This is a genomic window from Nonomuraea sp. NPDC050328 (assembly GCF_044459405.1).
In the GTDB taxonomy this organism is placed as follows: domain Bacteria; phylum Actinomycetota; class Actinomycetes; order Streptosporangiales; family Streptosporangiaceae; genus Nonomuraea.
Map to the genome: position 1 here is coordinate 131,685 of NZ_JBITIW010000006.1, position 23,398 is coordinate 155,082.

A 23,398-nucleotide genomic window follows, 5' to 3' on the forward strand; every position below is an offset into this window, starting at 1 on the left:
GGGGGTCAGCGCGAGGCCGAGGCGGCGCGCGGGTGGGTGTGCGGGTGCGGCTCGTGCGGGCGGGCGGCGGAGGGGTGGGCGTTCTCGCAACGGCCACTGGGCGTGCACACCGCGACCGCCGCGCGGTCGGCCTCGCACTCCAGCAGGCGGGCGCTGCACATGATCGGGGCGACGGCCACCGCGGCCGGGCCGCTGACCAGCAGGGCGGAGGCACAGTAGGCCGCCGCGGCCAGCAGCCGGGAGCCCCGGCCCAGACCGCCCAGCAGGCGCTCGACCCGGTGCACGACCACCCCTTCGGCGAAGGCGAAACCGGGCGAGGGGGAGGAGGGCGAACCGGGCGAACCGGGGGAGGCGACGGGCGGGATGGTGACCGTAGAACCGGTCGGGGTGACCGGCGCGGCGGCGGCCGGGGTGATCATTTGGACGATGGCTCCGGCGAGGACGAGGTCGCCGTGCGCCCGCCGGGCCGAGTCGTCGGCCAGCATCTCCAGCAGCCCGAGCACCGCCTCCCGCGCGACCCGGGCGAACGGCAGCCGCGGGAAGGCGTTGCCCAGCGCGACGAACGGCAACATCACCAGATCGTGCCGCCCCGAGGCGTGCGCCCGCTCGTGCGCGAGTACGGCCTGCAGCTCCTCGGCGGTGAGAAGGTCGATCGTGCCCCGGCTGAGCACGACCCGGCCCGAGACGCAGTAGGCCACCGGCTCGTCCCCCGGCAGCACGTGCGCGTCGTGCGCCGCCGAGTGCTCGGCGACCAGGTCGATCATGAGCCGCTGGCGCCGCTGCTCGGCGCGGGTGCGGACGGTGGTCAGCACGATGTGCCCGGCCAGCCAGCCGAGCAGCCCGACCGACCACACCAGGGCGGCCAGGTGGGCGGGACCGAGACCGGCCAGCCCTTCCCCGGCCAGGAGCTGGTGGGCGAAGGCGTGCATGCCGTGCGGGAAGGCCGCCGCCAGCGGGGTGACCGCCGCGACCAGCCCCAGGCTGACCGCGCCCAGCCCGGCGGCGAAGGCCATCGCCTGCCACAGGACGAGCGCGGCCCGCGGCTGCCGGCGTACCCAGGCGGCCCCGGCCAGGCGGCGGGCGAAGGCGAGCGGCAGCAGGCACAGTCCGGCGAGCAGCGCCCAGCCGATCACGACTGGCCCCGGCGCTCGTCGAGCGCGGCGCGCAGGGCGCTCGCGACCTCGGGGGAGACGGTGCCGACGAAGCGGTTGACCGCCGCGCTGAGGTTGCCCGCCTCGTCGAGCGCGGCCCGCATGGTCTCGGCGACGAAGGCGTCCTTGGTGCCCGTGGCGCGGTAGCGGTGCGCCCGGCCGGCGGCCTCGCGGGTGACCAGGCCCTTGTGCGTCAGCCGTACCAGCACGGTGAGCACGGTGGTCACCGCGGGCTCGGAGGGCACCGCGGCGGCGACCTCCTGGGCCAGGAGGCCGTCGGGGTGCTCCCAGAGGGCTTCCATGATCGAGCGCTCCAGATTGCCCAGCCGCACGGGTGGACCCCCTTCTTCGACAACAAGTAGAAGATTACGCGACAATCGTCTTCTACGTCGTGTAGAAGTAGAGGCATGTCGAGAAAAGAGAAGATCGCGGCGATGCGCGCCCAGGACACCCAGCGCGCGGCACGCAAGCGGAATCTCGCCGTCACGCTCACGGTGATCGGCGTCTTCGCCGTCGTGCTGGCGGCGATCGTGCTCATCAACCGCGCCCCCGCCGCCGAGAGCGGTGGCGGGCCCCAGGCCGTGCGCGCCGACAGCCACCGGCTGCAGACCGCCCCGGACGGCAAGGTCACGCTGGTGGAGTTCCTCGACTTCGAGTGCGAGGGCTGCGCCGCCCACTACCCGGTGGTGGAGCAGCTCCGCAAGGACTACGCGGGCAAGGTCACCTTCGTGGTGCGCTACTTCCCGATCGCCAGCCACTTCAACGCCGAGCGCGCCGCCCGCGCCGTCGAGGCCGCGGCGCAGCAGGGCAAGTTCGAGGCGATGTACCAGCGGATGTTCGAGCGGCAGCCCGAGTGGGGCGAGAAGCGGGTGCCGGCCGACCAGACCTTCCGCGGCTACGCGCAGGACCTCGGCCTGGACGTGGCCGCCTGGGAGAAGGCCTACCGCGACCCGGCGACGCTGAAGCGGGTGACCAAGGACGCCGAGGAGGGCCAGGCCCTCGGGGTCGAGGGCACGCCGACCTTCTTCCTCAACGGCACGAAGATCCAGCCGCAGTCCGCCGACGAGTTCAAGGCCCTCATCGATGCCGCACTCAAGCGCTGAGGCCCCCTTCCCGCGGCTGCTGCCGTGGTTGCTGCTGAGCGGTGGCGCGATCGGCCTGCTGGCCTCCTTCGTGCTGAGCGTCGAGAAGATCGCGCTGCTCAAGAACCCCGGCTACGTCCCGAGCTGCAGCCTCAACCCGGTCCTGTCGTGCGGCTCGATCATGCGCACCTGGCAGGCCGAGCTGTTCGGCTTCCCCAACCCGCTGCTCGGCGTGGCCGCCTTCGCCGTCGTCACGACCGTCGGCGCGGCCCTGCTCGCCGGCGCGAGCCTGCCCCGCTGGTTCTGGTACGGCCTGCAGACCGGCGTGAGCCTCGGCTTCGTCCTCGTGCACTGGCTGATCTACCAGAGCCTCTACGAGATCGGCGCACTGTGCCCCTACTGCATGGTGGTCTGGGCGGTCACCGCGGTGCTCTTCTGGTACGTCACCCTGCACAACCTGCGGCGCAGCGGCTACCACACGGTGCCGATCGTGCTGTGGTTCCTGGCGGTCGTCACCCTGATCCTGGTGCGGTTCTGGAGCTACTGGAGCACTTTGCTCTAGCGGAGCCTGGGATTTCGCCGCGATTCGGGGCACGTGACTGGGCATGATGCTGGTTCTGGGTGCGACGGGCACGATCGGCCGCCGGGTGGCGGCCATGCTGGAAGCCGGAGGGAACGCGATCCGCGTCGCCTCCCGGCACACCCCCATCCCCTTCGACTGGTCCGACCGCAAGACCTGGCGGCCGGCCCTCGAAGGCATCGAGCGCATGTTCCTCATGGCGCCGGACGGCCAGCCGATCGAGCCGGAGCTGGTCGCGCAGGCGGTGCGCAGCGGGGTGCGCCGGATCGTGCTGCTGTCCAGCGGGGGCATCGAGGTCATGCGGGACGAGCGGCTGCTGGCCGCCGAGCGCACGGTCAAGGACTCGGGCGTGCAGTGGACGATCGTACGGCCCTCGTGGTTCGACCAGAACTTCGACGAGGGCTTCCTGCGCGAGGCCGTGCGGGCCGGGCAGGTCGCGGTGCCGGTCGGTGAGCTGCGGCAGCCGTTCGTGGACGCCGGTGACATCGCCGCCGTCGTGGTCGCCGCGCTCACCCGCGACGGCCACGAGGGGCGTAGTTACGAGGTCACCGGCCCGCGCGCGCTGTCCTTCGCGGACGCGGTGGCCGTCATCAGCCGGGCCGCCGGGCGCGAGGTGCGCTTCGACGGCACGCCGGAGGCCTACCTGGCGGCGATGCGCGCGGCCGGGCTGCCCGAGGAGCAGGTCAAGGCGGACCTGGAGGCTTTCGCCGCGTTGCGCGCGCACGGCGACGCCGAGCCCACCGACGTGGTGCGCCAGGTCACCGGCCGCGACCCCAAGCTCTTCGAGACCTACGCCGCCGAGGCCTCCTGGTAGGCCGACGCGAGCCCCTACCACCGCTCGACCAGGTGCTCCCGGCCGGCGGGCGGCTCGTAGGGGTCGGGCCAGAAGTCGGTCACCCGCGTGATCAACCCCGCCTCGGAGAACTCGAACCAGGCGCAGGCGTCCTGGTGCTCCGCGCCCACCCGCGCGTCGATCCACGCCGCCGCCCACCGCCCGTCGGCCACCACCCGCCGGGCGGTCAGGTGCCAGTCGCCGGGGTACTCCTGGTTGAACCGCAGGTAGGCCGCCTTCCCGCGAATCCGCTCCCGGGTCTGCGGCATCTCATAGACCACCGCGTCGTCCAGCAACGCCCCGAACCGCACCCAGTCGCGCCGCTCGGCGCTGTCGATGTAGTCGTGCACGGCCTGCCGCGTCCCGGCGGTCACCCTCTCGTCCATGGGCCAGGACGCTAGCCGTACCCACCGACAAAGTCCGCCGGGCTCAGCGGATGACGAGCCGCCCCGGGAGCACGAGCGGCCCCTGGGCGGGCAGGCCCAGCGTGGCGGCGAGGTCGGCGAACGGCCCCCACGCCTCCAGCCGCATCCGGCTGAGGGCCGCGGCGCGGTCCTCGCTGCTGTCGGGCCCGCGCAGCCGCTCCAGCGGGTGCAGGCGCGGGTAGCTGCGGACCGGGGCGTCGGCGCTGAGGCCGGCCCGCTTGCGGGCGATGCCGAGCGCGTCCTCCAGCCCGCCGACCTCGTCGACGAGGCCGCCGTCGCGGGCGTCGGCGCCGGTCCAGACCCGGCCCTTGGCCAGCTCGTGGGCCCGCTCGAGCGGGAGCTTGCGGCCGTCGGCGACCTTGCCCACGAAGTCGTGGTAGATCCGGTCGAGCCAGGCGTTGATCCGCTCCCACTGCTCGGGCGAGAAGCCGCGGGCGGTGGAGAACATCGCCGCGTTGCCGCCTTCGGCCACCACGTCCGAGGTGACGCCGACCTTGTCCAGCAGTTCGGCCAGGACCGGCTTGCCACCGAAGACGCCGATGGAGCCGGTGAGCGTGCCCGGCTGGGCGACGATCACGTCGGCCGCCATGGCGACGAAGTAGCCGCCCGAGGCGGCCAGGTCGCCCATCGAGACGATGACCGGCTTGACCTTGCGGGTGAGCACGATCTCGCGCCAGACGGCGTCCGAGGCGACGTAGGACCCGCCGGGGCTGTCCACCCGGAAGACGACGGCCTTGATCTGGTCGTCGCGGCGAGCGCTGCGGATGGCCGCGCTGATCGTGTCGGAGCCCATCGCCGCGCCGTCGCCGCCGAGGGGGCTGCGCCCGCTGCGGCCGAGCCGGATCGGGCCGTGCCCGTGGACCAGGGCGATGCCCGCGCCGGGCCGGGCCGGCAGCTTGGGGCCCTTGATGTAGCGGGAGACGAACAGCAGCGCCGCCGACTCGCCCGCGGCCTGCCGTACCTCGTCGTAGACCTCGTCGCGGTAGGCCAGCCGGTCGACCAGCCCGGCCTCGACGGCCTCGGCGCCGATGAACGGGCCGCGGTCGATCAGTTCGCGGACCTTGCCCGCGTCGAGGCGGCGGCCCTCGGCGATGCCGGTGACGATCTGCCGGGTGACCGACTCGGCGATCCGCGCCAGCGACTCGCGGTGCGGCTCGGTCATGTGGTCCTGGGTGAACATGTTCGGCGCGGTCTTGTACTCCTGCCGCTGGCCGCCCTCGTAGGAGACGCCGAGCTTGTCCAGGGCGCCCTTGAGGAAGCGCTGCTCCAGCGCGATGCCGGTGAGGCCGACGTCGCCGCTCGGCTGCAGGTAGACCTTGTCGAAGGCGCTGGCCAGGTAGTACGGCACGGTGCCGTTGCCGAACTCGCCGAAGGTCTCGGAGAAGGCGACGGTGAGCTTGCCGGAGGAGCGGAAGTGGATGATCGCCTGGCGCAGCTCCTGGACCGTGGCGAAGCCCAGCGGGTTGCCGCCGATCTTGACGATGAGGGCCTTGACCCGCGGGTCCTGGCGGGCGCGCTTCAGGCCGGAGAGCACGTCGGCCAGGCGCGGCTTGCGCATGCTGAGCAGGGCGGAGAGCGGATCGGCCGGTGGGCCGGCGGTGAGCCCTTCGGTCAGGTCGAGCTCCAGGACCAGCGGGGCCGTGCGCCGCTGACGGATCCGGTCGAAGGTTTCCATGATCGCCTTGCTCGCGTCCATGGAGCCACCCTAATCGCCGTGGGCCGGTCATGGGCGGGTGGCCTGCCGGGTCGGCAGGAAACGGCACAGATGGTACGGCCGGCGCCCCACGGAGATGGCCTGAGGCGTCGGCCGTACCGGATCACCCGAGGGTAGTGACGGGACCGCCGGTCGACATGCGGTCCCGATCACCGTTATGCACTCTTTACTGCCGATCGGGCGGGGTCAGGCGGACAGCCGGGTCTTCTCCGCCTTCCGCAGCGCCGTGGTGCCGTTCTTGCCGTGCGCCCAGTTGAGCCAGGCGGTCAGCAGGGCCCGGTCCTTGCCCTTCTTGAGCACCTTGTAGGCCGTGCCGAGGGTGGAGGCCTTGGTCAGCTCGGGGAAGACCCGGCTGGCCTTGCCGACCAGCTTCAGGTAGCAGACCAGCGTGGCGTCGGCGATCGTGCCGGTGGAGCGGTGGATCTCCGTGGCCCACTGGGCGGCGCTCAGCCGCGCGCCCGCCGTACCTCTGGTGCAGACGGGGGCGGCGGCCGGGCCGGGTGTGGGGGTCACCGTCACGGTGACGGTCACGGTGATCGCGGGCAGCGGCACGACGGTGGCCGGGGGCGGCGTGGTCGTCTGCTCGTCGGTCGGCTCGTCGGTGGGGTTCTCGTCGGTCGGGTCGTCGGTGCCGTCCGTGCCATCGCCTGTGCCGTCGTTCGGGTCCTCGTCGCCGGACGGGGAGTCGTCGGGGACGGGCGTGGGCGTGGGGCCGCTGGGCGAGGGGGTCGGCGGGACGCCGGTGATGGCGCCGTTGAGGTCGATGCGCGGCGTGCTCGCCGTACTGTCACCGAAGGGGTAGGTGACCGGCAGGCCGGTGCGCTTGAGCGCGTCCACCAGCGAGTCGACGCTCGCCCCCGGCGTGCGGGCCTTGAGGACGGCCAGGGTGCCGGCCACGTGCGGGGCGGACATGGAGGTGCCGCTGTGCACCGCGGTCAGGTCGTCGGGCACGGCCGACTCCACGTCCACGCCGGGCGCGAGCAGGTCGAGCAGCGGGCCGCGGTTGGAGAAGAAGGCCACGCCGTCGGTCGCGTCGGTCGCGCCGACGGTCACCGCGGAGGAGATGCAGCCGGGGAAGGTGACGCCCTCGAAGGACTCGTTCCCGGCCGCGACCACCGGCGCGATGCCCTTGGCCAGTAGCGCGTCGAACTTCGGCTTGAAGACCGCGTCGTCACAGGCGCTCTCGTACGGCTGGCCGCCCAGGCTCAGGTTGACCGCGGCGAGCGGCACCGGCACCTGCGCGGTGGTGAGGTAGTCGATCGCCTGGAGCAGCGACGACTCGTACGCCAGCACGCACGGCCCCTCGTCGCCGCAGACGTCGGGGGAGTCGTGCCGGGAGAAGATCTGCACCGCCACCAGGCTCGCGCCCGGCGCGACGCCGGAGGCGATGCCGGCCACGTGGCTGCCGTGGTCGCACAGGCTCGCGCACAGCGCCGTCTCGGCGTCGGCGGCGCCCTCGCCGGTCTGCGTGGTCTGGCCGTTCGGGCAGAGCGAGCGGGCGGTGTCGTCGGCGGCGGAGAAGCACGCCTCGCCGACGATCTTCCCGGCGAAGGCGGGGTGGTCGCGGTCGATGCCGGTGTCCAGGATGGCGATGGCCTGGCCGGCGCCGGTGAAGCCGGCCGCGTGGGCCTTGTCGGCGCCGATCTGCGGCAGGGTGTTGAGCGCGGCGGGCGGGAAGGCGCGGTCGCGGCGGATGCCGGTGACGCGCGGGTCCTCAGCCAGTTCGGCGAGTTGCTCGGGGGTGCCTTCGACGACGAGGAAGGGCTTCGGCTCCACCACGGGAGCGGGGGCCGCGGTGGGGCTCTGGGTCGGGGAGGGGGACGGTAAGACCGTGCCCGAGGGCGTGGCTGAAGGAGCGGCCGAGGGAGTGACCGAGGGGGCGGGGTCGGACACCGGGGCCTGCACCAGCACCTCGGCCGTCGACTCCGCCGCCACCGGCGCGACCGCGGCGGAGTCGGTGACCTCGACGATCACGCGGACGGGACCCGTGCCCAGCCCCTGCTCGATCTTGGGATCGTCGGCCAGGGCGGGGGTGGCGGGAAGGGTGAGACCCACCAGGAGTCCCGCCAGCAGCAGTCGAAGTCGCACAAATCCTCCGAAGGATGATCTCTCGGAGTCTAAGGCGACACGTCCGAGACGCCTAGGCCTCGCCGGGAGCAGGCGGCGGAACCGCCGTCCCAGAGGCCGGCGCCGGCGGCGGAACGACCGTCCCCGCACCCTGGCCGGAAGCCGGAGCCGGTGGCGGGACCACCGATCCCGAAGCCGGGGCCGGCGGCGGGACCACCGTCTCGTCGGCGTCCGCGACCTGCACCAGGACCGGCTCGGTGAGCACCTCCACCGCCGGCTCGCCGACCTGCGGGCTGCGCAGCCAGATCGCCCCGAGCGGCGGCACCCGCAACACCGCCGAGTACGGCAGCCCGTGCCAGGCCGGCCCGGACGCCTCCACCGCCCCGAGGTTGCCCACCCCGCTGCCGGCGTACTCGAAGGCGTCGGTGTTGAGCACCTCGGACCACTGCCCGGCCTCGGGCAGCCCGATGCGGTAGTCCTCGTGCGGCTCCCCGCTGAAGTTCACCACGCACGCCAGCGCCGACCCGTCGGCCGCGTACCGCAGGAAGGACAGCGTGTTCCCGGAGGCGTCGTCGGCGTCGATCCACCGGAACCCCTCGGGCGTGTGGTCCAGCTCCCACAGCGCCGGGGTCTCACGGTAGACCCGGTTGAGGTCGCGCACCGCCTTCTGCACGCCCTGGTGCCCGTCGAACTGCAGCACCCACCAGTCGAGCCCGCGCTCCTCCGACCACTCCGAACCCTGGCCGAACTCGCCGCCCATGAAGAGGAGCTGCTTGCCCGGATGCGCCCACATGTAGGCGAACAGCGCCCGGAGCTGCGCGAAGCGCTGCCACTCGTCGCCCGGCAGCTTGCCGAGCAGGGAGCCCTTGCCGTGCACGACCTCGTCGTGGGAGAGCGGCAGCACGAAGTTCTCGCTGAAGGCGTACATCAGCGAGAAGGTCGCCTGATGGTGGTGGTACTGCCGGAAGACCGGCTCGTGCTTCAGGTAGGCGAGGGTGTCGTGCATCCAGCCCATGTTCCACTTGAAGCCGAAGCCCAGCCCGCCCAGGTAGACCGGCCGCGAGACGCCCGGCCAGGCGGTCGACTCCTCGGCGATGGTGGCGATGCCCGGCACCCGCCGGTAGCACACCTCGTTCAGCTCCTTGAGGAACTCCACCGCGTCGAGGTTCTCCCGTCCGCCGTGCACGTTCGGGGTCCACTCGCCCTCGCGCCGGGAGTAGTCGAGGTAGAGCATCGAGGCGACCGCGTCCACCCGCAGCCCGTCGATGTGGAACTCCTCCAGCCAGTAGAGCGCGTTGGCGACCAGGAAGTTGCGCACCTCGCGCCGCCCGAAGTCGAAGACGTAGGTCCCCCAGTCGGGGTGCTCGCCGCGGGCCGGGTCGGCGTGCTCGTACAGCGGGGTGCCGTCGAAGCGGGCCAGCGCCCAGTCGTCCATCGGGAAGTGCGCGGGCACCCAGTCGAGGAAGACGCCGATGCCCGCCTGGTGCAGCCGGTCCACCAGGAAGCGGAACTCGTCGGGCGTGCCGAACCGCGAGGTCGGCGCGTAGTAGGAGGTCACCTGGTAGCCCCACGACCCGCCGAAGGGGTGCTCGGCGACCGGCAGGAACTCCACGTGCGTGAAGCCCATCTCGTGCACGTAATCCACCAGCTCGGTGGCGAGCTGCTCGTAGGACAGGCCCGGCCGCCAGGAGCCCAGGTGCACCTCGTAGACGCTCATCGGCCGCCGCTGCGCCTGGCTCTCGGCCAGCTCGGCCCGCCAGTCCGCGTCGCCCCAGGCGTAGCCGGAGGCCTCCACGACCGAGGCGGTCTGCGGCGGCACCTCGGTCCGGCGGGCCATCGGGTCGGCCTTGTCGCGCCAGACGCCGTCCACGCCCAGGATCTGGTACTTGTACCGCTCGCCCGCGCCCAGGCCGGGGATGAACAGCTCCCACACGCCGGAGCGGCCCAGCGAGCGCATCGGGTAGTCGGTGCCCCAGTGGTTGAAGTCGCCCACCACCCGCACGCCGCGGGCGTTCGGCGCCCACACGGCGAAGGCCGTGCCCTCGACCTCCTCGTGGCGCATGACCCGCGCGCCGAGCGCCTCCCACAGCCGCTCGTGCCGGCCCTCGCCGATGAGGTGCAGGTCCACCTCGCCCAGCGTCGGCCAGTGCCGGTAGGGGTCGTGCGCGATGTACGGCTCGCCCCCGGCGTATCGCACCTCGAAGGTGTAGCCGGGCGCCTTGTCGAGCCCGGCGACGGTGGCCTCGAACACGCCGTGCGCGACGTGCTCGGCCTCGTGCCGGGTACCGTCCTCGAAGATCACCGTCACCCGTTCGGCCAGTGGCCGGAGGGCGCGGAAGCTGATCCCCTCCGGGCCCGGGTGGGCCCCCAGGATCGAGTGCGGATCGTGGTGGGCCCCGCCCGCGAGGCGCTCGAACTCTGTGTTCACCGACATGTCCCCAACCCTGCCCGACTCGGCTCTTTCCATGTGCCTCAACCCACTGTGGCAGGGGTATCCGACCGTGGGACAGAACATCTAGGGTGTCGCGGGTGTTAAATCCTTCCGTGCTCGTCGAATACCGAAACGGCAGGACAGCGCTGGTCGTGTCCGGGATCTACGTCGTGGCGGCCGTGGCCGCGCTCGTCGCCGGATACGTCTCGGCCGATTTCGCCCACGCCTGGCGGCTCGGCACCGCGCTCGACACCGGCGTGCGGCCCGACGTGGCCGGGCTGCTGGTTCTGCTGGCGGGTGTCGCCGGGCACGCGTGGATGCTCTGGCGCGTCGTGCGCGACCCGTTCACGCTGCCTCCGTCCGGCCGGCCCCGCATCCTGGCCCTCGTCCTGTACGGCGTGGCCGCCCTGGCCGTGGTGCAGGTGCTGTTCGACCCCGGGCCGCTGGAGTTCGCCGCCACCCTCGCGCTCGCCGTCCTCCTGCTGCTGGAGCTGCGCTGCCCGGCGTGGATCAAGGCGGGCCTCGTCGTCGCGCTGCTGGCGCGGTTCCTGTACTTCCCCGCGGGCATGGTGCAGATGGGATTCCCGCACTCCACCCCGCTGTGGGTGGGGGTGCTGGTCGCGGTGGCCCTCGCCGGCAACGAGCTCGGCGTTCCGGGCTGGCGCGCCTTCGCCCTGGCCGGGCAGGCCAAGGACGGGCGCTTCCGCCGCTCCACCCGGGTCTTCGGCTGGATCTACGTGGCCGCACTGGTGGCGCTCATGCCGATGACCCCGCCGGTCGAGCTCTACGACCCCGGCCTGGCCCTGGGCGCGCTGACCGGGGTCGTCTACTCCGTCTTCCTGCCGCTCTGGGCCGCGGGCTCGGCCCGGGACCTCGCTCAGCCGGCGTAGGGGTTCTTGGCCGTCACGTCGCGCGGCGTGACGCGGAAGCCCTGCCAGTGCACCGGCATCGGATCGGCGTCCTCGTCGCGGGCGACGTGGTGGAAGCCGACGTTGACCCAGAGCACCGGGTCGGTGAGCCGCTCGCGGCCGGTGTAGGCGTCGACCGACTCCTTGCACCTGGGCGCGGAGTTCATGCTGGCCAGCCGCTCGCAGGCGCGGTACTGCGTCACGTAGACGTCGGAGTGGGTGAAGCCCTCGTCCTTCGGGCCGCGGTACTCCGAGCTGTCGGAGTTGTTGATCTCCCACGAGACCGGGTGCCGGTCGGCGTTGAGCACCCTGGGGTCGACCACGCGCCACCAGCGCATCCGCTGGTTCAGGGCCTTGGTCTCGCGCTTGAAGACCGTGCGGGCCATCGTGCGCTTCTTGGTGCCGTTGCCGGCGAAGTCGTACTGCTCCACCACGTCGCGGCCCTTGCCGTTGAGGTCGAAGTCGAGCCGCCAGAAGATGTTGTGGCTGTGCGACTCCTCGAAGTGCCTGCGTCCCACGCCGATCGGCCAGCCGTGCTTCGGCGCGGTGGTGAAGCCGGCCAGCGAGCCGGTCGCGCCCACCCGCGGGGTGATCGAGCCGTCGTCGCCGAGGATCCACTCGGCGATGTAGGTGTACCAGCCGACCTGGTAGGCGCTCAGCACCACCAGCTCGCGGCCCTGCGCGGACCTGCGCTGGGCGGCGTCGCCGTACCCGTCCTTGAGGAAGGCGTGCCCGCGCGGCCGGGTCAGCACGCAGACCTTCTGCTCGCGCCGCTCGCCGTCGGGGCAGTCGGCGTCGGTCAGCGCGATGGCGCTCGGGCCGAGCGCGCCGATGTCGTGGAAGCGCGGCTCGCCGCTGTCGTAGGGGACGTGGATCTGGGCCAGCGCCGCGGTGCGCAGCACGCGCACGGCCTTGGAGCCGGCCGGCGTGTAGCTGACGCGGGTGATCGCGAGCCCCTCGATGTTCCGCATCTCCCAGCAGAGCCGCCAGCGCGCGCCGTTGGGCAGGGTCTGCTCGACCAGGTACGGCGAGCTGCACTCCTTGGCGTCGGGCGCGGGCGCGGCGGCCGGCGCGGTCAGGAGCGTGGCGGCCAGCGCCAGGGGGAGAATCACGTCACCACTCCAGGATGTGAACCGTCTTGGCGGACAGGTCGACGACGATGCGGCTGGTGTCCAGGAAGCGGCCGTCGGGCAGGCGCACGAACAGCCGGACACACCGGTGCGTACGGCAGGCCCCCTGCTTGTCGCGGAAGATGAGCCCGCGCAACGACAGGTCGGCGGCCGAGCGCAGCTCCCGCCCCGCGGCCTTGCGGAACTCCGAGCGCACGCCCTTGCCGAGCTTGGGGTGGGCCAGCAGCAGCTCGGCCGCCCTGACCTCCTCGCGCTTGGAGGGCGGCGGCTGCACGCCGGTGCCCTTGCTCTCCCGCACGACCGTGCCGCGGCCCAGGTCGACGGTCCGCACGATGACGGCGTCCTCGGCGTAGTCGTACAGGTAGGCCTCGGCCCGCCGGTTCGGCTCGGCGGCCTTGTCATCGTCGCGTTCGACGTAGAGCAGCTCCACGCGGCCGGCGGCCATGTGCGCCCGCGAGGAGGCTCCGGCGATCTCGCCGGCGCGGCGCACCTCGTCGGGGGTGAGCGGGTCGCCGGGGGCGGGGGTGACCCGGGCGACCTGCGCGGCTTCGGGCGCCGCGCCGCCGGTCAGGAACATGGCCGCGCCCGCGACGGCCGCGGCCCCCAACCCCGCCGCGCCGAGCACCAGGCTTCGCCGCATGGCGTCTCCTTTACTCTACGTTGACTTACGCCAACGTAGAGTAAAGGCGGCGTGTCGCCCGCCGAGGGGGAACAGTGATTTGCGGCTAACGCACCCCTCGCACCAGATTGACGAGCGGCGCGGCGGCGAGCGTGACGAGGCCGCAGGTCAGGAAGAGCAGGAAGTAGTTGGGCCCGGCGGCGAAGGGGTCGCTGCCGATCGCCAGCACTACCGGGGCGAGCGCCGGGGCCACCGCGCTGGGCAGGTGCTTGGCCATCGAGAAGGCGCCGAGGAAGCGGCCGGCGTCCCGCTCGTCCGGCAGCACGCGGGTGACCAGGCCCAGGTCGACCGCGTAGTAGACGCCGGTGGCCGCGCCGCTGACCACGGTGACCACCAGGACCACCAGCACGCTGGCCGTGGCCGCCTTGAGCACCAGCATCGCGGCCAGGATCAGCGTCGCCCAGAGCACGAACGGCTTGCCGCGCCCGGTCCGGCCCGTCCACCGGCCGCCCAGGTAGGCGAACAGGCCGGACAGCCCGGTCCCGAGCAGCGTCGTCACCCCGACCAGCGAGACCGCCTCGGCGGTCGGCATCGCCAGACGGCTCTGCAGGTAGTACAGCGAGTAGGAGGAGATCAGCGCGAAGCCCACGCTGACCAGGAGCCGCTGCACCCACAACAGCCGGAAGTCGCGGGCCTGGCGGGGCAGGATCAGCAGCGAGGCGGCCAGGCTGCGCAGGCTCACCGGCCGGCGTTCGGCGGGGTCGAGCCGGCGGTCGGGCAGCACCGCGCAGAGCACCGCCGCCGCTCCCACGGCCAGCAGGCCGCAGAGCACGACCTGCGCCAGCAGCGACGACTTGAGCACCTGTGAGATGAGGATGGCCGGGACGACTCCCACCACGTTGCACATCGAGAACACGCCGGCCACGCGCTGGCGGCGCTCGGGCGGGAACTGGTCGACGACGGTCGCGGTCAGGCCGGCGACCATGGCCTGGTAGCCGCAGACCGCGACGACCCAGCCGAGGGCGACCAGCGCGACCGCGCCGGCCAGGGCCAGCACGATCAGGCCGCCCAGGCCGACCAGGGAGCCGCCGAGGATCCAGGGACGGCGCATGCCGTACCGGCTGGTGGTGCGGTCGGACAGGTGGCCGCTGATCGGGTTGGCCAGCACGGTGGCCAACCCGCCGAGGGCGGTGACCAGGCCGAGCACGGTCTCCTTGCCGCCGGGGGCGAGCTCCTGGATCTTCAGGCCGAGGCCGAGGATGAGCGGCAGGGCGCCGGCGGCGGCGTAGAAGAGCTCCGCGAAGCCGATGGCGGCCACCAGGCCGCGGCGGGGACGGAGGGGAGCGGGAGGCGCGTCGGGCGCGAGAGTGGACATGCTCAGCCGGCCAGCGGGGCAAGTGCCGGAGCGCCGGTGAGGGCGGTTCGCAGGCGGTCCACGTGGGCGGGGGCGAGGCCGTGCGGGGCGAGCAGGGCCTGGGCGCCGCCGGCCTCACGCAGCGCCGCGAGGGCCGCGCGGATGGCCTCCTCGGGGGCCTCCAGGAAAGCGGCGGGCGCCTCGGCCGTGGGCAGCGCGGCCAGCACCTGCGGGAGCTGCTCGCCGGTCCTCAGGTAGTCGGCGACGATCGCCTCGTGCTCGACGCCGACCAGGTCGAGCACGAGCGCCACGACCAGCCCGGTGCGGTCCTTGCCGGCCGCGCAGTGCACCAGCGCGGGCAGCCCGCCCGGCCCGGCGAGCTCGGCGACCACCCGGGCGAACCAGGCGGCGCGGTGCCGCAGGAGCAGGACGTACAGCTCGCCCAGGGTCAGCCCGGGCGGCAGCTCGGCCATCCCGGCGGGCGAGCCCTCGCCGCCCAGCCGGACGACGGCGACGCCGGGCAGCTCGGCCCAGTCACCGTGGACCCGCTCGGGCTCGGCCCGCAGATCGACGACGAGACGCACGGCGTCGAGTTCGGCGGGCAACCCGGCGGCACCGGCGCCCTGCGGCTGAGCCGAACGGAAGAGCACACCCGGACGGACGCGGCCGGTGGACAGGCCGACGTCACGGAGGTTCAGAAGAGGCATGAGTCATCTATATGAGTCGCCGATGAACGGTGAAATGTCGGAGAAATGAACTTCGGTGCAATCCTCTAAGGTGACTTCCATGCCGCGTGAAGCCCGCTACCGAGTCATCGCCCGGCGGCTCGGCGACCTCATCCGGCAGGGCGAGCTCCGCCCCGGCCAGCAGCTCCCCACGGAGGACGCGCTGGCCAGGGAGTACGGCGTGCACCGCCTCACCGCCCGGCAGGCCGTGCTCGAACTGCGCCGCACCGGCCTGGTCGAGACCCGGCACGGCGCGGGCAGCTTCGTCCGCCTGCTGCCGCGCCGCGTCGAGGTCACCGTGGACCCGGCCACCCGGCGGCACCGCCCGGCCGACCTGGAGGGCGTCTTCACCGAGGAGCGGCCGGTCCGGCAGGGCCACGTGCCCGATCCGGTGGCCGCCGCGCACCTGGGCCTGACCGGCGCCGACGTCCTGGAGGTCGTCACGCTGCTCGGCCTCGACGGCGGGGCGGGCGTCTCCAGCCGCTACCACCTGGCCCCCCAGGACGGCTTCGCCTGGCAGGGCAGCGTGCTCGGCGCCCTCGAACCCTTCGAGTACGCCTGGCACGCCGTCTCGGCCGACCTCGCCGGGCTGGAGGACGCCGAACTGCTCGGGGTCGAGCCGGGCAGCCCGATCCTCGTGCGCGAGGGGCTCGTCCGGCGGGCCGGCGAACCCCTCTGCCACATCGTCCGGCGCTGCCGGGGCGACCTGGTCTCCTTCGTCACCCGCTATGACTGACCAGATGGCTCAGTAGCCGCTCCGTGGCGAGCTCGTACACCGGCGGCGCCTGGGTCAGCGGCACCACGGTGATCAGCGGCCCGTCCGGCCCGAGGTCGATCCGGGTGAACGCCTGCACGTTCAGCGCGCGGGTGATCCCGGCGGGCGGCAGCGTGTCGGCCCCGTAGGCGTTGCCCGGCCCCACCCACACCGGGATGCCCGCCAGCGTCCCCCAGGTCGCCGAGTGGGTGTGCCCGGCCAGCACCAGCCGGACATCCGTGCCGGCCAGCACCCCGGCCAGCTTCTCCGGCTCGCGCAGCCCGATCCCGTCCATCAGCGGCAGCACGCTGCAGATCGGCGGGTGGTGCAGCACCAGCACGGTGCCGTCCGGCGCGGGCTCGGCCAGCACCCCGGCCAGCCGGTCGAGCTGCGCCTCGTCCAGTTCCCCGTGGTGGGCGCCCGGCACGGTGCTGTCCAGCGTCACCACGCGCAGCCCGCGGATCCAGCTCACCCGGTCGTACGGCTCGTCAGACGGCTCCTCGCCGAGCAGCGCCGAACGGAAGGCCGCGCGCTCGTCGTGGTTGCCCATCGCGGCGATCATCGGCAGTCCGGAGCCCTCGACCACCTCGCGGAGCGTCCGGTAGGACGCCCCGTCACCCTGGTCGGCCAGGTCGCCGGAGAGTACGAGCGCGTCGATCGGCGTGCCGGAGGCGCTCGCCGCGGCCACCGCGGAGCGCAGCGCGGCGAGCGAGTCGGCGGCGCCGTGCAGCAGGCCGCCTGGAGTGATGTGCACGTCGGTGAGATGCAGCAGCGTGTAGGTACTCATCCCGCCACGCTCGCCGAGCCGGGCGAACGCCACGAGTCATCTATATGACCGGGCGGCGAAACGCGGATTGCGCTAACAACCGCCATACATCTAGCGTCTTAATGTACTAGGACATTAGATAAATGGAGAAAGCCAATGATCCGGTTCCACCTGGACGGCCGGTCGGGCGTCTCGCCGTACCTCCAGCTCAAGCAGCAGGTACGGCACGCCCTCCGGCTCGGCCTGCTGCGGGAGGGCGACCAGCTCCCCACGGTCAAGGACGTGGTCGCGCAGCTCGCGATCAACCCCAACACCGTGCTCAAGGCCTACCGCGAGCTGGAGCACGACGGCCTGGTCGCCGCCCGCCCCGGCCTCGGCACCTTCGTCACCCGCACGCTGACCGGCACCGCCTTCGCCGCGCAGGCCCCCCTGCGCCGCGAGCTCCAGCGCTGGATGACCAAGGCCCGCCAGGCGGGACTCGACGACGAGAGCATCGAGGCGCTCTTCATGACCACCTTTCGGGCCGACGCTCAGGAGGACATAGCGTGAACCCCGTCTTAGCCGCCCAGGACCTGGGCAAGAGGTACGGCCGGCGGTGGGCGTTGCGGCACTGCGGCCTGGAGATCCCGGCCGGTCACGTGGTCGGCCTGGTGGGCCCCAACGGCGCCGGCAAGACCACCCTGCTGAAGCTGGCCGGCGGCCAGCTCGCCCCGACGGCCGGAACCATCAGCGTGCTGGGCGGCACCCCGGGCGCCGGCCCCGGGCAGCTCGCCCGGGTCGGCTTCGTCGCGCAGGACACCCCCGTCTACGCCGGCCTCACCGTCGCCGAGCACCTGCGGCTCGGAGCCGGGCTCAACCCGGCGTGGGACGCCGGCCTGGCGCACGACCGGACCGCCCGGCTCGGCCTCGACCCGAAGCAGCGCGCGGGCCGGCTCTCCGGCGGCCAGCGCGCCCAGCTCGCCCTCACCCTGGGATTGGCCAAGCGCCCCGACCTGCTGATCCTGGACGAACCGGTGGCCGCGCTCGACCCGCTGGCCCGCCGCGAGTTCCTCCAGGGCCTGATGGAGGCGGTCGCTGAGCACGAGCTCAGCGTGCTGCTCTCCTCCCACCTGGTCTCCGACCTGGAACGCACCTGCGACTACCTGGTCGTCCTGATCGACTCGCGAGTCCGGGTGGCCGGCGAGACCGACCGGCTGCTCGCCTGCCACCACCGGCTCACCGGGCCGCGCCGCGACCACCTGCCGCCGGAGCACCACGTGGTCTCCGCGCAGCACACCGAGCGGCAGAGCACCTTCGTGATCCGCACCGAGGCGCCGATCCACGACCCCGCCTGGACGGTCACCCCGCTCACCCTGGAGGACCTGGTCCTGGCCTATATGGCCGAACCCGTCCCGGCCCGCGAGCGCGTCACCCTGGAGGTGCGGCGATGATCTGGCTCACCTGGCGTCAGTTCCGCGGCTCGGCCGCACTGATGGGCGCCGTGCTCACCGCGGTCGGTCTCATGCTCGTCCTCACCGGGCCCGGCCTGGCCGACGAGTACGCGGCCGGGATCGCCGACTGCGCCGTCAACGGGCGGTGCGACCGCTTCTACTCCGCCTTCTTCGGCAGGCACGATCTCGCCTTCCTGAGCGTCACGCTCGTCGTGCTGCTCCTGCCCGCCCTGGTCGGGCTCTTCTGGGGCGCGCCGCTGATCACCCGTGAGCTGGAGTCGGGCACCCACCTGCTGGTCTGGAACCAGAGCGTCACCCGCACCCGCTGGCTCGCGGTCAAGCTGGCGCTCATCGGCCTGGTCGTCATGGCCGCCACCTGCCTGCTCGGCCTGGCGGTGACCTGGTGGTCCGGCCCGCTGGACCGGTCGGCGGACGACGGGTGGGCGCTGATGAGCCCGCTGGTGTTCGACGCGCGGGGGATCGTCCCCATGGCTTATGCGGCCTTCGGCTTCGTGCTCGGCATCGTGGTCGGCTTGCTGGCCCGCCGGACGCTCGCCGCGATGGCGCTCACCCTGCTGATCTTCACCGGCGTGCAGCTCGCCGTGCCGCTGCTGGTCCGGCCGCACCTGCAGCCGCCGATCCGGGCGAGCGTCGAGCTGACCGCCGCGAACGTGGACGGCTTCAGCCGTGAGGCCGACGGGCTCGGGCTGCACCTGCGCAACCAGGTGCCCACCGACACGGGGGCCTGGGTGCTGTCCAGCCGGCTGGCCGACCCGGCGGGCCGGGTGATGGCCGAGGACGAGACGATCTCGCTGAGCGGTGACCTCGCCCTGGCCTGCACGCCGAGCGGCCCGCCGCCCGAGGCCGGCCGGGCCGACCCCATGGCGGCGTGCTTCGCCGAGCTCAACCGGCTGGGCTACCGGCAGGCGGTGACCTACCACCCGACCAGCGCGTTCTGGCCCTTCCAGTGGATCGAGACCGGGATCTACGCGCTGTTCACCGCGGGGCTGGCCTGGCTGTCCTTCTGGCTCATCAGGCGGCGGGCCTCATGAGCCCCCGAGGCCCCGCGGCCGGGCCGGCGCGCGCCCGGGCAGCCGCGGCAGGGGGTGTCAGGGCCGCCGCGGCGGGCTTCGTGCTGGTGCTGGCGGCGGCGTGCACCGCGCCGGAGCCCCCGCGCAGCCAGGCCGGCGGCACCCCGGTCGCCGGAGCCGGGATGTCCACCTGCCGGCCGCCCCAGCGTGGCGTGACGCCGCCCGCCGAGACGCCCACCACCATCGACGTCGTCGAAGAGGCCTACTACTGCGTCCTGGCCCACCATTACAGCGGCGCCACCCTCGACGCCCGGGCCCTGCTCACCGCCGGCTTCGCCGGGCTGACACTGGAGCTCGACCGCAACGACCGGGACGTGGCCGCCGCCTCCATGCCCCCGCTGACCGGCGAGCGCTGGACCGACTGGAAGAGCTTCGAGGCCGCCTTCCGCACTCTGTCCGCCGGCCTGCCGGAGGAACTGACCACGAAACTGGCCGTGGCCACCCTCGAAGCCATGCTCGGCCACCTCGGCACGAACCACACCACCTGGACCCACGACGCGCCGCCGCGCAACCCCGACGCCTACAGCGGCGACCTGTACGGGCTCGGCCTGCGCGCCAACCTCAGCGGTCCCCAGGCCCAGGACGACCGGGGCGGCGCGCAGCCCCCGCTGTACGTCGCCACCGTGCTCGGCGGCGCAGCGCGCGAGGCCGGGCTGCGCCCCGGCGACGTGATCGAATCGGTCGACGGCCGGCCGCCCTTCGCGGGCGGCCGGGTCGACGCGGGCGCGGTCGCCGCCCTCTATCCCGCCTACCCTGACACCCGGCCGGTACGGCTCGGCCTGCGCCGCGAGTCCACCGGCCGCCGCTGGACCGTGGAGCTGCGGCCCGGCCTGTTCCAACCGGACCTCGCCCTGCTCCAAGGGGTGACCGCCAAGCTGCTGGGGGAGCGCGTCGCCTACCTCCGGGTGGCGGCGTTCGCCCCGCAGGTCGCCGACCGCGTCTTCCGCGTCCTGGCCCGGATGCGGGCCGGCCGCAGCCTCGGCGGCGTCGTCCTCGACCTGCGCGGCAACACCGGCGGCTCGCCCGTGGAGGTCAACCGGCTGCTCGGCGCCTTCGCCCATGGCAAGGTCACCGGCCACCAGTGCACCCCCGACGGCGAGTGCCGCGAGGTGCGGACCGACGACACGGTCGCGTTGCTCGGGCTGCCCCTGGTCGTGCTGACCGACCGCGGGTGCGCCTCGGCGTGCGACCACTTCGCCTCCGCGGTGCGGGCGCACGGGCTGGGCAAGCTGGTCGGCACCCGGACCGCCGGCGTCGTCTTCGGCCTGCCGGCTACCTACTTCCTCAGCAACGGCACCACGCTGGGGCTCCCGGCCACGCACTTCCTCGGCCCGCGCCGCGAGGAGATCGACCGGATCGGCGTCCCGCCCGACGTCCACCTGCCGCTGACCGCCGCCGACGTCGCCGCCGGGCGTGACCCCGCGGTGGACCGGGCCCTGTCCTTGCTGGGCAGCACCTTTACCGGGGGCCCGTCATGAAGTCCACGTCGATCACCTGCCGCGCGCTCGCGCTCGCCGTCGTGCTCGCCGCCTCCGCCTGCACCGCCCCGGTACAGCCGCGCTCGGCCGTACCGGCCAGCCCGACGCCCAGGCCCAGCGGGGTGGCCGCCCTGCCCGCCCCCACCGGGAGGCACCCCGTGGGCCACGACATCCTGCACCTCACCGACCGCTCCCGGACCGACCCCTGGGAACCCGCCGCGGGCGCGCGAGCCCTCCGGGTCACCCTCTGGTACCCGGCCAGGACTCGGGAGGGGGCGGCTGCGCCGTACATGAGCGCCAAGGAGTCGGAGCTCCTGCTCAAGGGCGGCCGCGTGGGCACCGCCGCGGCGTGGGACGTGCTGAGCCGGACCAGAACCCACGCGATCAAGGACGCGCCCCCGGCGGGCGAGCCGGGGAGCCTCCCGCTCGTGGTGCTGTCGCCCGGCTGGACCAAGCCGGTCGGCACGCTCACCGCGCTGGCGGAGGAGCTGGCCAGCCAGGGCTACGTGGTGGCCGGCATCGACCACACCTACGAGAGCTACGCCACCACGCTGGCCGACGGGCGCATCGCCGAGTGCGTGGCCTGCGACTTCGACACCGACTTCGGCTTCCAGTCCCGCGTGGTCCGGTCGCGGGCCGCCGACGTCTCCTTCGTGCTCGACCGGCTCACCGGCTCGGCCTGGACCGGCTCCGGCCTGATCGATCCCGGCCGGATCGCCATGGTCGGCCAGTCGCTCGGCGGCGCGAGCACGATCGCCGCGATGACCGGTGACCCGCGCGTGCGCGCCGGGGTCAACATGGACGGCACGACCTACGCCCGTATCCCGAAAACCGGCCTGGCGCGGCCCGTCCTCTTCCTCGGCAACCCAGCGCACACCCCCGGCGGCCGGGACCTGTCCTGGGAGCGCGACTGGAAGCTGCTCACCGGCTGGAAGCGCTGGCTGGTGTTCAGCGGGGGCGAGCACCAGAGCTTCACCGACACCCCGCTGATGGGGACCGCCCTCGGACTGAGCTCCACCGCCGTCCTGACCGGGCCGCGCGCGGTCGAGCTCACCCGGACCTACGTGACCGCCTTCCTCGACCGGCACCTGCGGGACCGCCCCGGCCCGCTGCTGGAAGGGCGGTCGGCGGCCTACCCCGAGGTCACCTTCTGCTCGGTGGCGGCGAAGAGCTGCAGGTGACGCCGTAGGGTGGCCGGATGATCTCACCCCCCTCCGTGCTGAGGCCCTACCGTGGGTGACCTGGGTGGTCCTGCGCGGCCCGTCCACCCTGGTCCCCGCCCGCCCGCTGACCGGACCCGAGTGGGGCCCTGACCTGGGTGTTGTACGGCCAGGCGGGCTTCGTCGTGCTGCAGCCCGCGCTCTACCGGCTCCCGGACGCCGCCTGCCAGGGGGTGGAGGCCGCGTTCGCCGCCGCCCCGGGGGTGCTGTTCTACGATCGCCTTCGGACTCCTCGGCGCGGAGCTCTTCAGCCTGGGAACCCTGGCCGGGTTGCCCTCCATCGTGTTCCTCGGCGTGTGGGCGGCGTGCTCGGCCGCCGACCTACGTGAGGGGGCGGCCGAAGGCGGCCAGCGGGATGGGTAGCCAGTGCGGGCGGTTGCGGGCCTCGTAACCGACCTCGTAGACGGCCTTGCCGTACTCCAGGGCCCGCAGCAGCGCCGCGTCGGCGTCGGTGAAGCGGCCGCCGCCCCGGGTGTAGCCGTCGAGGAAGGCCTCCCGGTTGCGGGCGGTCCAGCCGGCGGCCCGCTCCTCCAGCTCCTCCGGATTCGGGTGGTCGAGCAGCAGGTGGCGGGCGGCGTAGTCGAAGGAGCGGAGCATCCCGGCCACGTCACGCAGCGGTGAGGCCAGGGCGCGGCGCTCGGCGAGCGGCTGGCCGGGCTCGCCCTCGAAGTCGAGGATGATCCAGTCGGTGGCGGTCCGCATGACCTGGCCGAGGTGGTAGTCCCCGTGCACTCGCTGGACCGGGACCACGCCGGTGCGCTCCTCGACCTCGCGGAAGGCCGTCTCGACCGCCGGGGCGTAGGGGCCGAGCTCGGGGACCTCGGCGACCATCCGTTCGAGGTTGCGCTGGAAGGCCTCGACCATGCGCTTGACCTCGGCCGGCTCGACCACGTCGGTCGGGAAGGCGGCGGCCAGCTCGCGGTGGATCTCCGCGGTGGCCGCGCCCAGCCGGCAGGCCTCGGCGCTGAAGTCGCCGCCCGCCTGGCCCGGGTCCATGCCGGGCAGCGAGCCGTACAGGTCGCGCACGCTGGCCAGGGCGAGGTCCCAGCCGTCGTTGGCGGTGGACAGGAACTGCTGCATGATCGCCAGGGTGGTGGGCTCGTCGTCCAGCTCGGTCTCGATCCACCCGTACGGCTCGGCGATGTGCTTGGCCCGCCGCTCGGCCAGCGCCCGGGTGATCTCCAGCTCCGGGTTGGCGCCGGGCGTCAGGCGGCGGAACAGCTTGCAGATGTAGGCGTCGCCGTACACCAGCGAGGTGTTGGACTGCTCGGCCCCGAGCACGAGGCTGCGCGGCGAGGTGTCGATCTCCACCCCGGGCAGGTGGCGGAAGCGCAGCGGGCCGTGGTCCTCACCGCCGGCCATCGCGACCAGGAGCAGGTGCGTGGAGTCGGGATCGTGCGCCGCGTCGAACAGGTCGTCGGCGATGCGGGCGTGCCGGAGGCGGTCGGGCAGGTCCCGGCGCTCGCCGAGAAGGAGCTGGTAGCGCTCGACCGAGCCGCCCTGCCGGACGGCGAGGATCAGATGCCGCAACCCGTCCCGCAGGGGTGTGTCGGTCTCGACACGGAGGGTGTCTATGGGACGCCCCTTGCCCGCGAACCATCGTTGATGGGGGATCCAGCGGGCAAGGAGATCCTCGATCAT

General features: G+C 73.3%; 22 protein-coding genes. 10 read left to right on the plus strand and 12 right to left on the minus strand.

What is annotated here, in order from left to right; genetic code table 11:
• Window positions 1-5: 5 nt before the first annotated feature.
• A complete protein-coding gene (locus ACIBG7_RS23305) occupies window positions 6-1,133 on the minus strand; it encodes a M48 family metalloprotease (RefSeq protein ID WP_397337566.1) in 1,128 nt (375 codons plus the stop codon).
• A complete protein-coding gene (locus ACIBG7_RS23310) occupies window positions 1,130-1,483 on the minus strand; it encodes a BlaI/MecI/CopY family transcriptional regulator (RefSeq protein WP_357926638.1) in 354 nt (117 codons plus the stop codon). The genes ACIBG7_RS23305 and ACIBG7_RS23310 overlap by 4 nt, the downstream gene beginning before the upstream one ends.
• A gap of 75 nt (window positions 1,484-1,558) precedes the next feature.
• Here ACIBG7_RS23310 and ACIBG7_RS23315 point away from each other — a divergent pair, with 75 nt between their 5' ends.
• Genes ACIBG7_RS23315 through ACIBG7_RS23325 form a run of 3 tightly spaced genes read left to right on the plus strand, consistent with a single transcriptional unit; the run spans window position 1,559 to window position 3,627 of the window.
• Window positions 1,559-2,254: a DsbA family protein gene (locus ACIBG7_RS23315; protein WP_397337567.1), complete on the plus strand. Its 696-nt coding sequence runs from the start codon at window positions 1,559-1,561 to the stop codon at window positions 2,252-2,254.
• Entirely contained in the window at window positions 2,235-2,795 is a 561-nt protein-coding gene (locus tag ACIBG7_RS23320) for a vitamin K epoxide reductase family protein (protein ID WP_357926633.1), read from the plus strand. Before ACIBG7_RS23315 ends, ACIBG7_RS23320 begins: the two co-directional genes overlap by 20 nt.
• A 43-nt stretch (window positions 2,796-2,838) precedes the next feature.
• Window positions 2,839-3,627, plus strand: coding sequence for an NAD(P)H-binding protein (locus ACIBG7_RS23325; RefSeq protein ID WP_397337568.1), 789 nt, complete (start codon window positions 2,839-2,841; stop codon window positions 3,625-3,627).
• A 14-nt stretch (window positions 3,628-3,641) separates the two neighbouring features.
• On the opposite strand, the gene ACIBG7_RS23330 is transcribed toward ACIBG7_RS23325, so the two are convergent.
• The 4 genes from ACIBG7_RS23330 to glgB all read right to left on the minus strand — a co-directional run bounded on the left by ACIBG7_RS23330 (window position 3,642) and on the right by glgB (window position 10,285).
• The gene (locus ACIBG7_RS23330; RefSeq protein ID WP_397337569.1) at window positions 3,642-4,031 is read right to left on the minus strand and encodes a nuclear transport factor 2 family protein; all 390 of its coding nucleotides are present in this window, start codon (window positions 4,029-4,031) and stop codon (window positions 3,642-3,644) included.
• A 43-nt stretch (window positions 4,032-4,074) separates the two neighbouring features.
• Window positions 4,075-5,766, minus strand: coding sequence for a signal peptide peptidase SppA (gene sppA / locus ACIBG7_RS23335; protein WP_397337570.1), 1,692 nt, complete (start codon window positions 5,764-5,766; stop codon window positions 4,075-4,077).
• Between the two features lie 204 nt (window positions 5,767-5,970).
• Window positions 5,971-7,872 (minus strand): S8 family peptidase, encoded by a 1,902-nt coding sequence (locus tag ACIBG7_RS23340; RefSeq protein ID WP_397337571.1) that lies wholly within the window; start codon window positions 7,870-7,872, stop codon window positions 5,971-5,973.
• A 52-nt stretch (window positions 7,873-7,924) separates the two neighbouring features.
• Window positions 7,925-10,285: a 1,4-alpha-glucan branching protein GlgB gene (gene glgB / locus ACIBG7_RS23345; protein ID WP_357926619.1), complete on the minus strand. Its 2,361-nt coding sequence runs from the start codon at window positions 10,283-10,285 to the stop codon at window positions 7,925-7,927.
• Window positions 10,286-10,395: 110 nt separating this feature from the next.
• Here glgB and ACIBG7_RS23350 point away from each other — a divergent pair, with 110 nt between their 5' ends.
• A complete protein-coding gene (locus tag ACIBG7_RS23350; RefSeq protein WP_397337572.1) occupies window positions 10,396-11,172 on the plus strand; it encodes a hypothetical protein in 777 nt (258 codons plus the stop codon).
• Here the strand turns inward: ACIBG7_RS23350 and ACIBG7_RS23355 are convergent.
• The 4 genes from ACIBG7_RS23355 to ACIBG7_RS23370 all read right to left on the minus strand — a co-directional run bounded on the left by ACIBG7_RS23355 (window position 11,160) and on the right by ACIBG7_RS23370 (window position 15,000).
• Window positions 11,160-12,302 (minus strand): copper amine oxidase, encoded by a 1,143-nt coding sequence (locus ACIBG7_RS23355; protein ID WP_397337573.1) that lies wholly within the window; start codon window positions 12,300-12,302, stop codon window positions 11,160-11,162. The genes ACIBG7_RS23350 and ACIBG7_RS23355 overlap by 13 nt on opposite strands.
• Before the next feature lies 1 nt (window position 12,303).
• On the minus strand, window positions 12,304-12,960 hold the full coding sequence (locus ACIBG7_RS23360; protein WP_397337574.1) for a hypothetical protein: 657 nt from the start codon (window positions 12,958-12,960) through the stop codon (window positions 12,304-12,306).
• Between the two features lie 85 nt (window positions 12,961-13,045).
• Window positions 13,046-14,314, minus strand: coding sequence for an MFS transporter (locus ACIBG7_RS23365; protein ID WP_397337575.1), 1,269 nt, complete (start codon window positions 14,312-14,314; stop codon window positions 13,046-13,048).
• 2 nt (window positions 14,315-14,316) lie between these two features.
• Window positions 14,317-15,000, minus strand: a complete 684-nt coding sequence (locus tag ACIBG7_RS23370) for a tyrosine-protein phosphatase (RefSeq protein WP_397337576.1) — start codon at window positions 14,998-15,000, stop codon at window positions 14,317-14,319.
• Between the two features lie 79 nt (window positions 15,001-15,079).
• Between ACIBG7_RS23370 and ACIBG7_RS23375 the strand changes: the two genes are divergently transcribed.
• Complete coding sequence (locus ACIBG7_RS23375; RefSeq protein WP_357926601.1) at window positions 15,080-15,754, plus strand: GntR family transcriptional regulator; 675 nt, start codon at window positions 15,080-15,082, stop codon at window positions 15,752-15,754.
• On the opposite strand, the gene ACIBG7_RS23380 is transcribed toward ACIBG7_RS23375, so the two are convergent.
• Window positions 15,738-16,559 carry a metallophosphoesterase gene (locus tag ACIBG7_RS23380; protein ID WP_397337577.1) on the minus strand — a complete coding sequence of 274 codons (822 nt, stop codon included), beginning with the start codon at window positions 16,557-16,559 and terminating at the stop codon, window positions 15,738-15,740. The two genes, ACIBG7_RS23375 and ACIBG7_RS23380, sit on opposite strands and share 17 nt — an antisense overlap.
• A 135-nt stretch (window positions 16,560-16,694) precedes the next feature.
• Here ACIBG7_RS23380 and ACIBG7_RS23385 point away from each other — a divergent pair, with 135 nt between their 5' ends.
• Genes ACIBG7_RS23385 through ACIBG7_RS23405 form a run of 5 tightly spaced genes read left to right on the plus strand, consistent with a single transcriptional unit; the run spans window position 16,695 to window position 21,718 of the window.
• Window positions 16,695-17,087 carry a GntR family transcriptional regulator gene (locus ACIBG7_RS23385; RefSeq protein WP_357926594.1) on the plus strand — a complete coding sequence of 131 codons (393 nt, stop codon included), beginning with the start codon at window positions 16,695-16,697 and terminating at the stop codon, window positions 17,085-17,087.
• On the plus strand, window positions 17,084-17,968 hold the full coding sequence (locus ACIBG7_RS23390) for an ABC transporter ATP-binding protein (protein ID WP_357926591.1): 885 nt from the start codon (window positions 17,084-17,086) through the stop codon (window positions 17,966-17,968). The genes ACIBG7_RS23385 and ACIBG7_RS23390 overlap by 4 nt, the downstream gene beginning before the upstream one ends.
• Complete coding sequence (locus ACIBG7_RS23395; protein ID WP_397337578.1) at window positions 17,965-19,020, plus strand: ABC transporter permease; 1,056 nt, start codon at window positions 17,965-17,967, stop codon at window positions 19,018-19,020. Before ACIBG7_RS23390 ends, ACIBG7_RS23395 begins: the two co-directional genes overlap by 4 nt.
• On the plus strand, window positions 19,017-20,537 hold the full coding sequence (locus ACIBG7_RS23400; RefSeq protein ID WP_397337579.1) for a S41 family peptidase: 1,521 nt from the start codon (window positions 19,017-19,019) through the stop codon (window positions 20,535-20,537). Before ACIBG7_RS23395 ends, ACIBG7_RS23400 begins: the two co-directional genes overlap by 4 nt.
• The gene (locus tag ACIBG7_RS23405) at window positions 20,534-21,718 is read left to right on the plus strand and encodes an alpha/beta hydrolase family protein (RefSeq protein WP_397337580.1); all 1,185 of its coding nucleotides are present in this window, start codon (window positions 20,534-20,536) and stop codon (window positions 21,716-21,718) included. Before ACIBG7_RS23400 ends, ACIBG7_RS23405 begins: the two co-directional genes overlap by 4 nt.
• A gap of 360 nt (window positions 21,719-22,078) precedes the next feature.
• Here the strand turns inward: ACIBG7_RS23405 and ACIBG7_RS23410 are convergent, their stop codons facing one another.
• The gene (locus tag ACIBG7_RS23410; RefSeq protein ID WP_357926578.1) at window positions 22,079-23,398 is read right to left on the minus strand and encodes an aminoglycoside phosphotransferase; all 1,320 of its coding nucleotides are present in this window, start codon (window positions 23,396-23,398) and stop codon (window positions 22,079-22,081) included.

What these genes read in the sequence shown, in the direction of transcription:
- ACIBG7_RS23360 (WP_397337574.1), bottom strand. Translation starts at nt 12,960, where the DNA reads ATGCGGCGAAGCCTGGTGCTCGGCGCGGCGGGGTTGGGGGCCGCGGCC.
- ACIBG7_RS23405 (WP_397337580.1), top strand. Translation starts at nt 20,534, where the DNA reads ATGAAGTCCACGTCGATCACCTGCCGCGCGCTCGCGCTCGCCGTCGTG.
- ACIBG7_RS23320 (WP_357926633.1), top strand. Translation starts at nt 2,235, where the DNA reads ATGCCGCACTCAAGCGCTGAGGCCCCCTTCCCGCGGCTGCTGCCGTGG.
- ACIBG7_RS23365 (WP_397337575.1), bottom strand. Translation starts at nt 14,314, where the DNA reads ATGTCCACTCTCGCGCCCGACGCGCCTCCCGCTCCCCTCCGTCCCCGC.
- glgB (WP_357926619.1), bottom strand. Translation starts at nt 10,285, where the DNA reads ATGTCGGTGAACACAGAGTTCGAGCGCCTCGCGGGCGGGGCCCACCAC.
- ACIBG7_RS23370 (WP_397337576.1), bottom strand. Translation starts at nt 15,000, where the DNA reads ATGCCTCTTCTGAACCTCCGTGACGTCGGCCTGTCCACCGGCCGCGTC.
- ACIBG7_RS23380 (WP_397337577.1), bottom strand. Translation starts at nt 16,559, where the DNA reads ATGAGTACCTACACGCTGCTGCATCTCACCGACGTGCACATCACTCCA.
- ACIBG7_RS23395 (WP_397337578.1), top strand. Translation starts at nt 17,965, where the DNA reads ATGATCTGGCTCACCTGGCGTCAGTTCCGCGGCTCGGCCGCACTGATG.
- ACIBG7_RS23385 (WP_357926594.1), top strand. Translation starts at nt 16,695, where the DNA reads ATGATCCGGTTCCACCTGGACGGCCGGTCGGGCGTCTCGCCGTACCTC.
- ACIBG7_RS23330 (WP_397337569.1), bottom strand. Translation starts at nt 4,031, where the DNA reads ATGGACGAGAGGGTGACCGCCGGGACGCGGCAGGCCGTGCACGACTAC.
- ACIBG7_RS23400 (WP_397337579.1), top strand. Translation starts at nt 19,017, where the DNA reads ATGAGCCCCCGAGGCCCCGCGGCCGGGCCGGCGCGCGCCCGGGCAGCC.
- sppA (WP_397337570.1), bottom strand. Translation starts at nt 5,766, where the DNA reads ATGGACGCGAGCAAGGCGATCATGGAAACCTTCGACCGGATCCGTCAG.
- ACIBG7_RS23315 (WP_397337567.1), top strand. Translation starts at nt 1,559, where the DNA reads ATGTCGAGAAAAGAGAAGATCGCGGCGATGCGCGCCCAGGACACCCAG.
- ACIBG7_RS23375 (WP_357926601.1), top strand. Translation starts at nt 15,080, where the DNA reads ATGCCGCGTGAAGCCCGCTACCGAGTCATCGCCCGGCGGCTCGGCGAC.
- ACIBG7_RS23410 (WP_357926578.1), bottom strand. Translation starts at nt 23,398, where the DNA reads ATGATCGAGGATCTCCTTGCCCGCTGGATCCCCCATCAACGATGGTTC.
- ACIBG7_RS23325 (WP_397337568.1), top strand. Translation starts at nt 2,839, where the DNA reads ATGATGCTGGTTCTGGGTGCGACGGGCACGATCGGCCGCCGGGTGGCG.